This is a genomic window from Adlercreutzia sp. DFI.6.23 (assembly GCF_024462535.1).
Taxonomy (GTDB): Bacteria; Actinomycetota; Coriobacteriia; order Coriobacteriales; family Eggerthellaceae; genus Adlercreutzia; species Adlercreutzia rubneri.
The window spans coordinates 128,670-143,619 of the sequence record NZ_JANGBP010000001.1 but is presented as its reverse complement, the minus strand read 5'-3'; the positions used below and the strand labels follow the sequence as shown (position 1 = coordinate 143,619).

Sequence of the window (14,950 nt, the reverse complement as noted above, 5' to 3'; positions counted from 1 at the left end):
CGTTCGGATCCGCAGCCCGACCTAGCTTTTTGCCGCAGTTCTTCAGAGTTTCTGACATTTTCCCCGATCGGGCTACGAATTTTGGGGCATTTGTGGCGATCGCGAACTTTTTCTTGATTAATTAGGTCATGAAAAGTATTATTTGATTCTATTAATAATTTCGGCTTTCAGAGAGAAAGGAGAAGTATGGCCTGTTCATTCCGCTATTTCCTACTTAAACGCTGCCAAGGTTTGACCGGTTTAAACACTACAAGCACGAAGAAGTTCTTCGCCGCCGCCGAGGATGCGCATCCCGAGGCATTCGCGCCGCTTCTTCTGCTTGCGATCTGCGACGGACGCGAGGAATACCTGCTCCGGCGCGCGGAGGGCACGAAAGCGGCCGAGATGTTCGACGAGTTCGTCGAACACTGGCATGCGTCGGGGCGTCCGCTGGAGGTGTACTTGGGCATGTTGCCCGACGGCGACCCGTTCAAAACCATCCTCGTCGAATGGCGCACCGACTCCTCGCGCATCGAGGTCGACCGCAAAATCCTGAAGTACGTCTCAACCGCCTTCGGCGATCTTCTGGCCGACAAGAATATGACCCGCGCCGAGGCCTGCCGCGTCACCCGCCTGAACAAGGGCAACTTCTACGCCTTCCTCAAAGGGGACACGTCGAAGATGAGCCGCAAGACGGCCATGAACGCCTACCGCGAAATCGCCGCACTCTAGCGTACGCAGGGTCGGGCAGAACGACACGGGGCTGCAACCTCACGTGAGGTTGCAGCCCCGCTTTCATTGCGGCAGATAGCGGCCCTTGTGAATCCAGATGTGCCCTTCTCTCCTACTGCGCCTCTTAGGGGGTGGCGGGAAAGACGAGGGTCAAGAAGAGCTCGTCGCCTTCCAAAGAGGCCTCAACCTCTATGTTCTGGGCGGTAGCGAGGCTGGCCACCACGGCAAGGCCCAGGCCTGCGCCTCCTTGGGCGCGAGCGACATCGGCGCGGTAGAAGCGCTCGAAGAGACGGTTGACGTCGATAGCCGCCGGGTCGGGAACCTTGTTGGAAAAGGTCAAAGTGCGACCCCGCTGAATGATAGACGGCGCGGACGTCCCATAGCGCAGGGCGTTGCTCACCAGGTTCTCGAACATACGAGCCAGCGCCTCGCTGTCGGCCTCGACCACCAGGGACTCGTCGGGAAAGTCCACCGCCGGCTCCCAGCCGCGCTCTTCGAAAGCGGGAAACTGGCCAGTGAGCACATCGGCGAGCACGGGCAGAACGACAAGGGGGCGCCTATCCAGATCGGACGCGGCATCGGTGGCGCGGGCGTAGGCGAACAGCGCGTCCAGCAGGCCCTCCATGTCGGCCAGGCGCGCTTCGGCTGCCTGCAGGTAATGGGCGCGGCGAGCATCGTCCGGCTCCTCGGCGGCCAGGGAGACATAGCCCTTCGCACCCATGAGCGGCGTGCGAATGTCGTGGGACAGGCTCGCCAGATCGCGCTGGAACTGGCGCTGCTCGGCGGCGCGCTCGCGCTCGCGCCGGTCGGCGGCATCCAGCGTGCCGTTCACCGCACGAGCCAGATCGGCGAACCCGGGTCCGGGCATTTCGGTGGTCAAGCGGCTGTTGGAGCGCCCGTCGCGATTCCGCAGGAAGCGGGCCATGCGGCGAAGTTCGTGGCCGTACAGCAGCACCAGCGCGAACCCGCAGAGCGCCAGGCCCCCGAAGCATATGGCAAGCGTCACAACTGTCCTTTCTCGTTTCGTTTGTTGCAGAGCACCTGTCGCATGACTCTAGTTGTGGCAAGGGGCGACCGAGGTCGCCCCCTACGGAGACTAGCATGCAGTGAGACGTTGCCGCGCCCCTCCACCGGATGTCTCCTACAAATCGCGCTTCCACAGCGGGCCGAACGTCAGCACGACGCAGAGGGCGACTGCGGCGGTGCCCACGATGAGCACCTGCACAGCGAGGGGCGCCATGGTCAGCGGGGCGGCAGCAGGCGTCGCGAGCAGCGTCGAGGCGTGATTGCCCACATTCTGCATGCAGGAGGCGAGCATCCACGGCTCCAACGCGCCGATCCAGGGCTCGCCCTGGCCCAGCAGAAGCAGCACCTGGCCGAGAAGCGAGCCGGCGATGCCGGAGCTGACCACGAGCGCCCAGGCCACCCCGGCCCCGGCGCTGCGGCTCGCCCACACGATGACCGCCGTCGTGCACCCGTAGGCGAAGGCCAGAAGCCAGGCCAGCCCGAGGAAGAGCGCCAGGTCGCCCAACGGGCTTGCCGCCGCATAGGTGAAGCCTGCCGCCGCGAAGGACGCGGCTCCGGCCAGGGCGGCCACGGCCAGATAGAAGGCCGCGAGAAGACCGACGAGCACCAGCTTCTCGCCGTAGTAGCGCACGCGTCCCCGGCGATCCATCACCAAGTTGCGCGCGAAGCGCATGGAGAAGTCCTGGGCAAGAAAGAGTGCCGTCACCAGCGAGACGACCATGGCCAACGCCCCACCCGACACCGCCATATCTCCCAGCATATCGGCCGGCGAGGCCAGGGTGCGCATGTCGCGGGACACTCCTTCGAAATCGGCATCGCTGAGCGCCTCGGGATTGTCAGCGACGAGATCCCACAGCTCGCTCGAGGCGAATGCGGAATCGCTCGCCGTCTCATCGTCGCGCACGCTGTCCTCTTCGGATTCGGCCGATCCGGCGGCCTCGGCAGCGCCTAGCGTGTCCAGCTCATCCAGCGACAGGCCGCGCCCCGAGGCGCTGGCCGCAGCCGCAGCTTCCGCCGATGCATTCGCAGCGGCAGCATCTCCTTCGCCCAGGACGCCGGCCCCGCCGGTCACCCCGTCGCTGACGTTCACGGTCATCTCGAAACTCGTCGCCGTCATGCGCAGAAACTCCGGCGAGGACACCCAGTGCATCATGCCGGCCGCCAGAACAGACAGAGCCACCAGCACGATAGCGGCCACCCAGAGCATCTTGCCATGCACGAGGCGGTAGATATCGCTCTTCAGCAAGTTAAACATACTGCGCGCCCCCTTCCATCAGTTCCACGAAGTACTCTTCCAGATCGCGGTGGTCTTGGGACAACTCACGCACCACCTCACCGGCGCCGGCAAGCAGACGGCTGATAGCACCATCGTCGTAGTCCCCCGTGATAACAATGGCCCCATCCGGCTCCGCTTTGAAGGCGAGCGCGGGATACGCCTCTTCCAAAAGTGCCAGCGCCCGGGCCGGGTTCTCGGTGCGAACGCGCAGGCTGCTGCGACACTCGGCGGCCACCTCCTCGGCCGTCATCTCGCGCACCATGCGCCCGTCGGCGATGACCCCGTAGCGCGTGGCCATGCGATCGAGCTGATCGAGCACATGTGAGCTGACGACCACCGTGATGCCCAAGGTTTCGTTCACGCGCACGATGAGGTTGCGCATGGCGCGCGTCGCCTCGGGGTCGAGCCCGTTGAAAGGCTCGTCTAACAGCAGCACATCGGGGCTGCCGAGCAGCGCCATGGCGAGCCCCAGCCGCTGCTTCATGCCGAGCGAGAACCCGCGCACCTTCTTGTTGCCAACCGAGGAGAGCCCCACGAGCCTGAGCACCTCCTCGCAGCGGGCCGGACCGTCCACGATGCCCCAGGCGAGTGCCTTCGCCATGAGGTTCCGGTAGGCCGACAGGTTCAAAAGCAGCCCCGGCTCTTCGATCAGCACGCCGATGCGCCGCACGCCGCCCTCATCCGGCCCCGCAGCGCCCGCGGCCCCCGCCGCGGCCCGATCGCTTTCGAACAGCACCACCTCGCCAGCCGTGGGCAGCGCATCGCCGCAGATCATCTTCATGACGGTAGACTTGCCGGCGCCGTTTTTGCCGACGAAGCCGTAAATGTCGCTCGCCGCCACAGTCATGGAGAAATTGCGCACCACCGCGCGGCCGCCATAGACCTTGGTCAGCCCGCGGGCCTCGATGACGTTCATGCCTCGCCCCTTTCTCGCTTACCTCTGCCCTCGCGCTCTCGTTCTCGTTCGCGTTCGCGTTCCCGCTCTCGCACCATCGCCTCGTCCTTTCTCGCTTATACCGCATTTCCTACGGCTTTCAGTGTGAACGCGGGAATTAAAGAAAGTTCTGGCGAAGCGTTAAGATTGTTTGAAGATGCCGACGCCAACGCATCCGCGCGTATTATCCTGCTTCCCGTGGAAACCGTTGCCGACATACTCATCATCGAGGACGACCCCTCTATCAACGAGGTGGTCTGCGCGCATCTGGAACGTCGCGGCTACCGCTGCCGCCAGGCCTTCTCGGGCACCGAGGGCCTCATGCTTCTGCGAGAGCAGCGCCCGGATGTGGTCATCACCGACCTCATGCTGCCCGGCGTCCCCGGCGAGGAGATCGTGCGCGCCATCCGCGGCGCCGACAGCGCGCTTCCCATCATTGTCATCTCGGCGCGCATCACCGCCGCCGACAAAATCTCCCTTCTGCAAGCCGGCGCCGACGACTATCTGACCAAGCCCTTCGATTTAGACGAGCTGCAGGCCCGTATCGAGGTTCAGCGGCGCCACCATGCCGAGCGCGCGCATGCCGGGACGGCCGCGAGTGCCACAGACGCGGGCGGCTACCAGCGGCTGCTCGCCTTCCGCCGCTGGGAGCTGGATCCCGACGGGCGCGTCTTTCGCGTCGACGGCGAGGAGGTAGCCCTCACGCGCACGGAGTTCAACATCCTGGAACTGCTCATGGCACGACCGCAGAAGGTGTTCACCAAGCAGGAGCTGTTCGAGCTGGCCTGGGGCGAGCCCTATTCGGTGGAGGACTCCACGGTGAACGTGCACGTGTCGAACCTGCGCCGCAAGCTGAAGCCCACGGACACCGACGGCTACCTGCAAACCGTGTGGGGCATGGGCTACAAACTGCACAATGCCTGACGGGCGGCGCCGCAGAGGGCTTCACCGCACATCGCTCGCTAACATTCCTGATGCTTTTGCTCATGAATGTTGTTGACCTCACCCCCTTTCTCGTCAATTAAGCTCGCAAATCCCCTGAAAACCGTGATGGTCTGGCAATTTCTCCCAAGTTGACACGGTGAAACACCGCGCACTGTGGGACAATGGGCAGACTTATCCAACTACTCCGGTGAAAGGTTCCGCCGTGTTCGATTTCTTCCGCAAAAAGGGCAACAACCCCGAGGAGTCCGCCAAAGACGGCGGCTCCCAGAACGCGGCCGGCGCCACTGCCTCGGGCCGCACCACCCGCGACGCGCTGGCGGAGTTCACCGCCACCCCGCTGCCCGACGCCATCGACGGCCTGCTGTTCCGCGTGTCCATGGCCGACCCGACCGACCCGACCTCGTCCTCGGGCTTCGACGCCTACGCCGCCCGCCTGCTCTCCGAAGCCGAGGCGCCCAGCCTGCGCGCCATCGCCGTGGAGCATCCGGTGGAGCTGCGTCGCCTGAACACCACGGGCCTGTTCTGGTCCATCTTCGACGACAGCACGATTTCGGCCGGCAACCGGGGCACCATTTTGCGCATCGAGTCCGTGCTCGATCGTTTGGCCCTCATTTCGAAGGCCTTGGAAGGCGACGAGGGCACCGCCTTTGTGAGTGCCACGACCGAGGGCGCCTGCAGCGAGCTGGACTGGCAGGTGCTGCGTTCCATCGCCAACGACGCCAACGACTACCTGACCGCCGCCGAGCGCGACAACAAGCTGGACACCCAGTACGGCACGACGGGCACCCGCGGCGGGAACTGGGATCTCTCCACGCGCCTGGCCGCCGCCTGCGAGGCCATGGTACTCCCCTTCCGCTTGGAATACCGCTTCGCCTGCGATGCCGGCACGGGCACTATTGTGGCCAGCGTGTCGCTGCCCACCCCCGACGTGTTTCCGAAATCCCGCTTCAGCAGAGATGCGGGCCAGTGGATCGACTGCACCGCGCAACGCCCTGCCGCCGCGGCTGCCTACGCCCTGCGCCTGGCGGCCCTCATCGCCGCCGCGGCCTTCGGCACTTCCGTCGGCGTGACGCGCGTCGTCGTGAACGGGCGCGAGGGCTCCATCGCCGGGGCCAACGTGCTGTCTCTGGAGTTCGGGCGCATCCCCTTCACCATGGGCGCCATGGCGAAAATCCGCAGCGGCGAGTTCTCCGCGCCGGCCACTGAATGCGACCCGGCAACGCTGTTCGATATGCTGCACCTGACTCACATCGCCGCCAATATCGACGGCGAGGGCAACCTGCAGCCCGTCGAGCCGCTGGCCGTGGAGCTGTCGGTTCCCTACACCCCCGTGGCAGAGGACACACGTCCCTTGCCGGAAGATCTTCGCGGCATGCTGCACGCCGACATCGTGAGCGACTTGGACGTCATGAGCGAGCAGGACGCCGAACTGGGGGCCCGCTACCGCGCCATCATGGAGGAGAAGGACGACTCGCTGCTTCTGGCCGTGGCCCAGCTGGAGGATATCGTGGCCGAGACGAGCGCCACCGCGGCGGCCGATGTCGTGGCCGACGACCTCGCCCAGCCTTCGGAGCCGCGCCGCATCCTGTACTGCGAGAACGTCTTCGCCCGCTATCTGACGAGCCTCGTGGAAAGCGACCCGTCCGTGCGCTACGTGCGCGCCTCGGACATCGGTCAGGCGGCCCGTTCGTCGCTCTCGCGCATCTACCGCGACATGGGCGATTTGGATGCGGCCGAGGCCCAGGCCCGCGCCTGCATCGAACTGGCCCCCACGAGCGCCCCGGCCTACAACGACCTCATCACCTGCTTCGCCGAGGGCGACCACTACGATCGGATCATCGACGTGGCCCGGGAGGCCCTGCGCGTGGCCGTCACTGGCAACGATATCGCCTACGTGTACTACCGGCTGGCCTTCGCCTACTGGCAGACGGGCCGTCTGCCCGAGGCTTTGGCCTGCTACCTGCGCGTGCCGGAGGCAAGCCCCATGGGCGAGGCCGCCCTGCGCGAACGCAACGACTTGGTGAGCGAGATGGGCAACAGCGTGCCCGGCAGCGACTGGGACCCTGTGGCCTGCCTGCGCACGGCCGGCGTGCCCCTGGCGCCCTTGGACGACGTGATGGAAGTGGTGGGCCGCGCGCTCATCGAGCTGTGTGACGCCAACATGCCGCTGGCCGCCGCTCCCCTGGCGAGCCTCGTGGCGAGCACCCAGCGCAACGATATCCTCCACGCCGTAGCCGCCAGCCTCCGCCAGGGCGTGTAAGCGCCCCAAGCAAGACGCACAAGAAAAGGCCCTCCAGGGGGCCTTTTCTTTATAGGCAAGATTTCCGGCGAAGTCGACTATGCGTAAAAGAGGATCTCGTTGTAGGTCGGCACGGGCCAGGCCTCGCGCTCGACGATGATCTCCATAGCGTCCACGGCCGCGCGCAGAGCGTCCATGACCGGCACGATCTCATGCGCGTTCGTGTTCGCACGCTCCTGCTGATCGGCCACTTCCAGCGAAGCGCGATGCAAGCTGTGCAGCTTCTCCAACTGACGGTTGATCTCGGCGGCCCCTTCCACGAGCTTCTTCAGCTTGTCCTCCATGAACGAGGTGTCACCCTCGGGCAGCACGTTGCGGATAGAGGTGATGCCGTTGGCGAGCTTGGCGGCATAGCGGTTGATGGCCGGCAGGTAATCGCGGCGCACCAGGCGCTTCATGGCGCGAATCTCGATGTTCATGATCTTGTTGTACTTCTCCAGCTTCACCTCATAGCGGGAGCGGACCTCGTCCTCGGTGAGCACGCCGAACTCGGCGAACAAGTCGATGGACTTCTGGTCGACCAGGCACGGCAGCGCGTCGGCCGTGGTGCGATGGTTCGCCAGCCCGCGGCGCTCGGCCTCCTTCTCCCATTCCTCGGAATAGCCGTCGCCGTTGAAGATGATGCGCTCGTGGTCGCGCAGGGTGCGCTTGATGTAGTCGATGGCGGCCGCCTCGAACTCCTCGCCGGTCTTGCCTTCCATCTGATCGGCGAATTCCTTCAGCGACTTGGCCATGGCCGTGTTCAGCGCCATGTTCACATCCGACAGGTTCTGGGCACTGCCGGGCATACGGAACTCGAACTTGTTGCCCGTGAAGGCAAAGGGGCTCGTGCGGTTGCGGTCGGTGTTGTCCTTGATGAAGTTCGGCAGCACGTCCACGCCGAGATCCATGGATACGCGCTCGGCCGAGGTGTAGTCGTGATCGTCGATGAGCGCCTCCACAATCGCGCCCAGCTCGTCGCCGAGGAACATGGACACGATGGCCGGCGGCGCCTCGTTGGCGCCGAGACGGTGGTCGTTGCCGGCGCTCGCCGCCGACATGCGCAGAAGCTCCTGATACTCGTCGACCGCCTCAATAACGCCGGTGAGGAATACGAGGAAGCGCAGGTTCTCCATGGGGTTCTCGCCCGGATCGAGCAGGTTGCGGCCACCGGCGGAGATGGACCAATTGTTGTGCTTGCCCGACCCGTTGATGGACTCGAAGGGCTTCTCGTGCTGCAGGCACACCAGGCCGTAGTGGCTGGCCAGCAGCTTCATCTTCTCCATGGTGAGCAGGTTCTCGTCCACCGCGCGGTTCGTCTCGGCGAAGATGGGCGCCAGCTCGTGCTGGGCCGGGGCCACCTCGTTGTGCTTGGTCTTCGCGGAAATGCCGAGCGCCCACAGCTCGTCGTCGAGCTCCTTCATGAACTCGTTCACTGTGGGACGGATGGCGCCGAAGTAATGCTCCTCCAGTTCCTGGCCCTTTACCGGCGGATAGCCGAACAGCGTGCGGCCCGTGAGCATGATGTCGAGGCGCTTCTCGTAGTCCTTCTCGGAGATGAGGAAGTACTCCTGCTCGGCGCCGAGGGTCGTGGTCACGCGGTCGGACGAATCGTCGCCGAACAGGTCGAGCACGCGGCGGCCCTGGGTCTCGATGGCTTTCATGGAGCGCAGAAGCGGCGTCTTCTTGTCGAGCGCCTCGCCGGTGTAGCTGCAGAAAGCCGTGGGGATGCAGAGCACCTCGTCCTTGATGAAGGCGTAGGAGGTGGGATCCCAGGCGGTGTAGCCGCGGGCCTCGAAGGTGGCGCGCAGGCCGCCGGAGGGGAAGCTGGAGGCATCGGGCTCGCCCTGGATGAGTTCCTTGCCGGAGAAGGTCATGATGGCGCAGCCGTCATCGGTGGGATCGATGAAGCTGTCGTGCTTCTCGGAAGTGATGCCCGTCAGCGGTTGGAACCAATGAGTGTAGTGGGTGGCGCCCTTCTCGATGGCCCACTCTTTCATGGCGTGGGCGACGACGTTGGCCACGTCCTCGTTCAGAGGCGCGCCTTCCTTGATAGTTTTCATCAGCTGCTTGTAGGTGGTCTTCGGCAGACGCTCGCGCATCACATGCTCGTTGAACACCATGGAGCCGTACAGATCGGTCACTTTCGACATAACGGGTTCGCTCCTCACTCGGGTCGATGATCGGAATAAGATACCACGTCGGAGCCACCGCGACGGCTGCACCCGGCACGTTCCAAGTTAATGGCTCATTGTTTCGAGGAGTTTTCTGGTAAGCGAAACCGAAGTTACGAAAACGGCCCCGACGATGCGGGGCCGTTGCGGAACGTTGCGGAATCGAGAACGCGCTCAACAAGCGGGCGCGCCCACCGAGCAGCTAGTCGATGTGTTTCCCGTAGCGCTCCTCGGTGATCTCGTCGAGGGTGCGGCCCTGGGTGTTGGGGCACCAGATGACGCCCACCACGAGCGACACCAGAAGGAAGCCACACATGATGATGCCGGCAGTCACGAAGCCCGCAGGGGTTTCCACGCCGAGGCCCGCCACGGCCACGAGCGACCAGATGCCCAGCACGCCGCGCACCAAAAAGAACATGATGTCCTGCACGCCGCCGCGATACAGCGTCGGGAACAGCTCCGTCGACCACAGCGCATAGAAGCACTGGGCCGAGAAGCCGGCTGAGATGCCCCACAGCGCCACGAACACCCACAGAAGCCAGCCCCAGCTATCGGCCGTGCCCGCTTCCAGCTGCATGCCGAAGAACACCATGACCACCCAGGCCGCCAGCGCCATCACGGCCGTGGCCGCGAACAGGATGCGATGCGGGATCTTGTCGCCGAACTTCGAGAAGATGGCAAGCGAACCCACCGCCGTGAGGATCCACATGACCGCCTGTAGAAGCGAGATGGTCGTGTCGTCCAAATGCCCGGCCGCCGCGTACATGTAGGGCATGAACTGGCCCATGGTGCCGGCCACGATGTTCCACGTCAGGTACACCGCCACCAGGAACACGATAGACTTCACGTTCACCGAATTGGTCAGCGCGCGGCCCATCATCTGGATGAAGGTGTCGCGCTTGCCCTCAGCCGCGGACTGCTTTTCCGTCCAGTCCTTCGACTCCTCCAGCTTGCGCTGCAGATTCCACGCGATGAGCGCCACCACGAACAGGATGAGGAACAACAGACGCATGGCGAACAGGCCGTCGAAGGGCCCGTAGGTGCCCGCCGGCAGAAGCGCGCCATCCGGCCCGAAGGTGGGGAAGATGAACGAGAACAAAAGCGCGATGAGGAAGATGACCGCCGGGCCGCAGGACCAGGCGAACTGGCTGATGCCGATGTTGGCGGCGCGGCTCGTGGAGGAGGACATCTCGGAGATGTAGCTCCACGACGACGGTACGCCGGCGCCCACGGACAGGCCGGAAATGACGATGCCGGCGCAGAGCATGGGCAGGTTCACCGCGCACATAATGAGGAAGACGCCCGTGGCGTACACGAGCAGGTTATAGGTGTAGATGAACTTGCGCCCGAAGCGGTCGGCCAGAAAGCCGCCGATGAGCGCGCCCACCGCCGCGCCGAAGGCATTCGCGCCCACGGCGCCCAAGATGGACACCCACACGTTGTCGAAGTTGAAAGCAATCGCCCAGGCCGCCAGCGCCACACCCGAGGCCACGATGCAGCCGGAGTCGAGGAAGTTGGTGAGTGATACGGCGATGGTGCCTTTTTTCTCTTGGGACAGAGCCATAGTTTTGCAGACCCTTTCTTAGTTGCTTAGTTGTCGGTCGCCGAAGCCGCGGGGGAATCCAGCATGGCCTCGTTGATCTTGACGTTGAACTCGCGGCCGATCTGCCGCAGCCCCTCGTCGGTGATGGTGTTCAGGAATTCGCCCGAGCCGCCGTTCATGGCGCGGGCGCGCCCGTAGATGTCGGCGGCCTTCTCGATGGTGTGCAGAAGCCCGAAGGTACTATCGAAGTCGGCGCCGGAGACGAACAGGCCGTGACTCGCCCACACCACCGCGTCGAAGGTCTTCATCTGCTCGGAGGTGGCCCGGGCGATGTCGGCCCCACCGGGCACCATCCAGGGCACCACGCCGACGCCAGCCGGGAACACGACGACGCACTCGGTCATGGCCTTCCACAACACGCGCGTGAACGTGCGCGCGTCCAGCGGCAACAGGTAGGAAAGCGCGATGATGTTGGTGGGGTGCGCATGGTAGATGACGCGGCAGGTGCCGTCGGTGGCCGCGGCGCGCACGGCGTGGTTCATGACGTGGGTCGGGAACTCGGACGTGGGACGGCCCCCGTCGTCGAGGCCCCACACGATGCGGTAGGCGTCGCCGGCGGCGGACAGTTCCACAATGCCGATGTTGCGAGAGGGATCGGACGCCACATTGCGCATGTAGTTGCCGGTGCCAGTGACGAGGAAGTACACACCGCCCATAGTCGGCGCCTCAACGCCGAGGGGCGTCCAAGGACGCGGCTCCTTGTCGAAGAACTTGCGGGCGGTATCCACATCCTCGGGACGCAGGCGGTAGCTGAGGTTGCCGCCGTTGCGCTCGTGCCAGCCCTGCTCCCAGCCATCGTTGCACAGGCGCACGAACCCGCGCACGAACCCCAGCTGCTCCATGGCCACGCCGGACACCGCCCCGCGCGCCGTGTCGATGCCTTGGGAAAGCATCTCCTGTGCCTGATCGAAAAATGCCATATCGTTGCTCCTTGCTTGAAACTCCTCGGGGGCGAGACCTTGGTTGAGCTACATGCGCTCGGGCAGGACCTTGGCCTCGTAGGCGGCCACGGCCGGGTACAGCTCGCCATCGAGCGGGCAGCCGGCGCGGCGGCAGTACTCGTCCCACACGGCGCCGAAGGGCATCGACTTCGCCTGCTCGGCCAGCATCATCTTCTCGGTGAACTGGTAGGTGTCCTGCAGCTCCTTCAGGCGCTCGCCCGGCTGCAGCAGCGCGTAGAGCAGCGACTTTTCCATGGCGCGCGTGCCCGTGGCCCAGGCGCCCACGCGGTTGATGGAGGCGTCGAAGAAGTCGAGGCCGATGATGACCTTCTCCCAGGCGCCGGGGATGTGGGCGATTTCCATGGCCACTTCCTTGGTGGGATCGTCGAAGAGCACCACGTGGTCGGAGTCCCAACGCACCGGACGCGTCACGTGCAGCGGCACCTTGTCGAAGAACAGCAGCAGCGCCGAGAGCTTGTCGGCCACGTTCCCGGTGGGATGGAAATGACCCAGATCCAGCAGATCGTACACGCCGGGGTGCGTGGCGGCGTAGGCCAGGTAGAACTCGTTGGAGCCCACGGTCATCGACTCCAGACCGATGCCGAACACCTTCGACTCGCAGGAGTCGATGACGCGGTCGTACTTCTCGGCGTAAATCTCGTCGAGCGAATCGCGCAGGCGCTCGCGCAGGCCATAGCGGTCTCCGGGCACGTCCTTCAGGCCGTCGGGGATCCAGATGTTGCAGAGCGTCTGGTCATCGAGCGCCTCGCCGATCTGCTGGGAGATCTTGCGGCAGGCCTTGCAGTGGCGGATCCAGAAGTCGCGCGTCGCCTTATCGGGCGAGGACAGCGACAACTCGTTGTTCATCATGGGATGGCCAAAGATAGTGGGATTGAAATCGATGCCGTAACCGTGCGCGCGCGCCCACGCGACCCACGGCTCGAAGTGCTTGTACTCGATGGCGTCGCGGTCGACCCAGGGGTTCTCGTCGGTGAAGACGGCGTAGGAGGCGTGCAGATTGATGCGCTTGGCGCCGGGCACGAGGGCCATGGCGGCCTCGAAGTCACAGGTCAGCTCCTCGAAGGTGCGAGCGCGGCCAGGGTAGTTGCCCGTGGTCTGGATGCCGCCGGAGAGGCCCCCTTCCTGATCGAAGCCGAGCACGTCGTCGCCCTGCCAGCAGTGCACCGAGATGGGCTTGGCGGCCAGCTTCTCCATCACCGCCTCGGTGTCGATGCCGAGGGCGGCGTACTCCTCGCGGGCCAAATCGTACATGGTAGTCATCGGGTTTCCTTTCTGTTGCTTCTGCTTGTTGGTTCGGTCGATTCGAATGGTTGCTTTCGTTGCCGTATCAAGAAACTACTCGTTCGCGCACAAAAATCGCTAGGGTTCCACCTTCTGCACGTCGAAGGACTCCGCAATGGCGGCGCGCACGGCCTTGAGGTGCGGGAACACCCCGTCGGCGAGCATCTGCACGGCCAGGTTGCCCAGCGCGGTGCCCTCCACGGGGCCGGCGTACACGGGAAGGCCGCACACCTCGGCGGTGCGGCGGTTCAAGTGGCCGTCGCGGCAGCCGCCCCCGACGATGTTGATGGATTTGTAGCCGTGTCCCGCCAGCGAGCTCAAGCCTTCCACGGCGTCGCGGTAGCAGCGCGCCAGGCTCTCGTAGACGCAGAGCATCAGCTCTCCCAAAGTCTGCGGCACCGCCTGGCCCGTCTCCTCGCAGGCTTCCAAAATCTCCTCGATCATGGAATCAGGCGAGAGGAACCGATCGTCGTTCACGTTCACAATAGAAGCCTGAACGCCCGCGCATTCCGCCTCGTCAGCGGCGCGGATAAGATCCTCGAAGCCCACTTCCTGACCGAGGCCCTCCACACGCATGTACTGGTGCAGGCGGCCCTTGCGGATGGCCTTCTCGTCCACAACGTAGGTGATGCCGTTCAGTTCGCGGCGAATGGATTGGATCATCCACAGCCCCATGATGTTCTTCAGGAAGCGGTACCGGAAGTGGTAGCCGCCCTCGTTGGTGAAGTTTTCGCCGTAGGCCGCCGCCGTGGTGAGCGGGCTGCGGTTCTCCACGCCGAGCAGGCTCCACGTGCCCGAGGAGAGGAACACCGCGGGCAAATCGCACGCGGGAACCGCCAGAAACGCGCTGCCGGTGTCGTGGGTGGCGGGCAGCACCACGCACGTGTCGTAGCCGATCTTCTCGGCGATAGAGGGCTTCACCGGCCCCAGGCACGCCCCGGCCATGGTGACGTTGCGGAAGAGGCGCCGCGGGATGTTGAAGCGGGCCAGCACCGTTTCGTCCCAAGCGCCGGTCTCGGCGTTCAGAAGGCCGGTCGTAGAGGCGTTGGTGTACTCGAGGGCCTTCTCGCCGGTCAGCAGAAAGCCCAGGTAATCGGGGATCATAAGGAAGGTCTCAGCCGCTTCCAGCTGTTCGGGGTTCTCGCGCTGCAGGGCCAGGAACTGATAGATGGTGTTGAAGGGCTGGCGCTGGATGCCCGTGCGGCGGTAGAGCTCTTCGGGGCTCATGATGGCGTCGGCCACCTCGAACATGCCCTGAGTGCGCTCGTCGCGATAGGCCACGGCGTCGCCCACCAGGTTGTCGTCAGCATCCAGCAGGACGAAATCGACGCCCCAGGTGTCGATGCCGACGGATTTCGGCGCGAACCCCGCCTCCTTGCACAGGGCAAGCCCGCGCACGAGCTCGCCGTAGAGCAGGTCGATGTCCCAGCAATCGTGACCGCCCCGGCGCACCTGGCGGTTGTCGAATCGGTGCACCTCTTCCAAATGGATGCGGCCGTCTTCCACAAAGCCCACCACCACGCGGCCCGAGGAGGCTCCGATGTCCACCGCCGCATAGCAGTCGCGCCGCAGATCACGGGCAGAATGCGCCATGTCGCCATTCCTATCTTCGCACGCCAGTAGGGGCCCCGTTTTGGGCGAACCCCGCTGACCATGAGCGTATTTCTCAACTTTTACCTGGGAAAACGCACAAGCCATTAATGCGGCGCACAGTGTACCAGCAAAGGGGCCCTCTGCAAGGGCGCGCGCCCAAAGAGGTG

Annotated in this window: 11 protein-coding genes; 3 read left to right on the top strand and 8 right to left on the bottom strand. The window is 64.6% G+C overall.

The annotated features are described in order from the left end of the window. Positions 1-186 precede the first annotated feature (186 nt). Positions 187-711 carry a hypothetical protein gene (locus NE591_RS00655; protein ID WP_022740922.1) on the top strand — a complete coding sequence of 175 codons (525 nt, stop codon included), beginning with the start codon at positions 187-189 and terminating at the stop codon, positions 709-711. A 124-nt stretch (positions 712-835) separates the two neighbouring features. On the opposite strand, the gene NE591_RS00650 is transcribed toward NE591_RS00655, so the two are convergent. The 3 genes from NE591_RS00650 to NE591_RS00640 form a co-directional block, all read right to left on the bottom strand. Further along, a complete protein-coding gene (locus NE591_RS00650; protein WP_227069477.1) occupies positions 836-1,717 on the bottom strand; it encodes a sensor histidine kinase KdpD in 882 nt (293 codons plus the stop codon). Positions 1,718-1,852: 135 nt separating this feature from the next. Continuing rightward, entirely contained in the window at positions 1,853-2,992 is a 1,140-nt protein-coding gene (locus NE591_RS00645; protein WP_227069476.1) for a hypothetical protein, read from the bottom strand. Then, positions 2,985-3,929: an ATP-binding cassette domain-containing protein gene (locus NE591_RS00640; protein ID WP_161128053.1), complete on the bottom strand. Its 945-nt coding sequence runs from the start codon at positions 3,927-3,929 to the stop codon at positions 2,985-2,987. Before NE591_RS00640 ends, NE591_RS00645 begins: the two co-directional genes overlap by 8 nt. A 165-nt stretch (positions 3,930-4,094) precedes the next feature. Here NE591_RS00640 and NE591_RS00635 point away from each other — a divergent pair, with 165 nt between their 5' ends. Both NE591_RS00635 and NE591_RS16140 read left to right on the top strand, forming a co-directional pair. Further along, positions 4,095-4,871 (top strand): response regulator transcription factor, encoded by a 777-nt coding sequence (locus NE591_RS00635; protein ID WP_231699524.1) that lies wholly within the window; start codon positions 4,095-4,097, stop codon positions 4,869-4,871. A 223-nt stretch (positions 4,872-5,094) separates the two neighbouring features. After that, complete coding sequence (locus tag NE591_RS16140; RefSeq protein ID WP_173114565.1) at positions 5,095-7,152, top strand: lipopolysaccharide assembly protein LapB; 2,058 nt, start codon at positions 5,095-5,097, stop codon at positions 7,150-7,152. 77 nt (positions 7,153-7,229) lie between these two features. On the opposite strand, the gene NE591_RS00625 is transcribed toward NE591_RS16140, so the two are convergent. From NE591_RS00625 to NE591_RS00605, 5 genes are all read right to left on the bottom strand, one after another. Further along, positions 7,230-9,323 (bottom strand): glutamine synthetase III, encoded by a 2,094-nt coding sequence (locus tag NE591_RS00625; protein WP_256156195.1) that lies wholly within the window; start codon positions 9,321-9,323, stop codon positions 7,230-7,232. Between the two features lie 223 nt (positions 9,324-9,546). Next, on the bottom strand, positions 9,547-10,908 hold the full coding sequence (locus tag NE591_RS00620) for an MFS transporter (RefSeq protein WP_256156194.1): 1,362 nt from the start codon (positions 10,906-10,908) through the stop codon (positions 9,547-9,549). Between the two features lie 26 nt (positions 10,909-10,934). Then, complete coding sequence (rhaD, locus tag NE591_RS00615) at positions 10,935-11,867, bottom strand: rhamnulose-1-phosphate aldolase (RefSeq protein WP_114549159.1); 933 nt, start codon at positions 11,865-11,867, stop codon at positions 10,935-10,937. A gap of 48 nt (positions 11,868-11,915) precedes the next feature. Continuing rightward, entirely contained in the window at positions 11,916-13,169 is a 1,254-nt protein-coding gene (locus NE591_RS00610; protein WP_256156193.1) for an L-rhamnose isomerase, read from the bottom strand. A 99-nt stretch (positions 13,170-13,268) separates the two neighbouring features. Further along, positions 13,269-14,783 (bottom strand): rhamnulokinase family protein, encoded by a 1,515-nt coding sequence (locus NE591_RS00605; RefSeq protein WP_114540629.1) that lies wholly within the window; start codon positions 14,781-14,783, stop codon positions 13,269-13,271. Between the last annotated feature and the right edge of the window lie 167 nt (positions 14,784-14,950).

Coding starts and splice junctions, on each gene's coding strand:
- NE591_RS00645 (WP_227069476.1), bottom strand. CDS start 2,992: ATGTTTAACTTGCTGAAGAGCGATATCTACCGCCTCGTGCATGGCAAG.
- NE591_RS00605 (WP_114540629.1), bottom strand. CDS start 14,783: ATGGCGCATTCTGCCCGTGATCTGCGGCGCGACTGCTATGCGGCGGTG.
- NE591_RS00625 (WP_256156195.1), bottom strand. CDS start 9,323: ATGTCGAAAGTGACCGATCTGTACGGCTCCATGGTGTTCAACGAGCAT.
- NE591_RS00655 (WP_022740922.1), top strand. CDS start 187: ATGGCCTGTTCATTCCGCTATTTCCTACTTAAACGCTGCCAAGGTTTG.
- rhaD (WP_114549159.1), bottom strand. CDS start 11,867: ATGGCATTTTTCGATCAGGCACAGGAGATGCTTTCCCAAGGCATCGAC.
- NE591_RS00610 (WP_256156193.1), bottom strand. CDS start 13,169: ATGACTACCATGTACGATTTGGCCCGCGAGGAGTACGCCGCCCTCGGC.
- NE591_RS00620 (WP_256156194.1), bottom strand. CDS start 10,908: ATGGCTCTGTCCCAAGAGAAAAAAGGCACCATCGCCGTATCACTCACC.
- NE591_RS00640 (WP_161128053.1), bottom strand. CDS start 3,929: ATGAACGTCATCGAGGCCCGCGGGCTGACCAAGGTCTATGGCGGCCGC.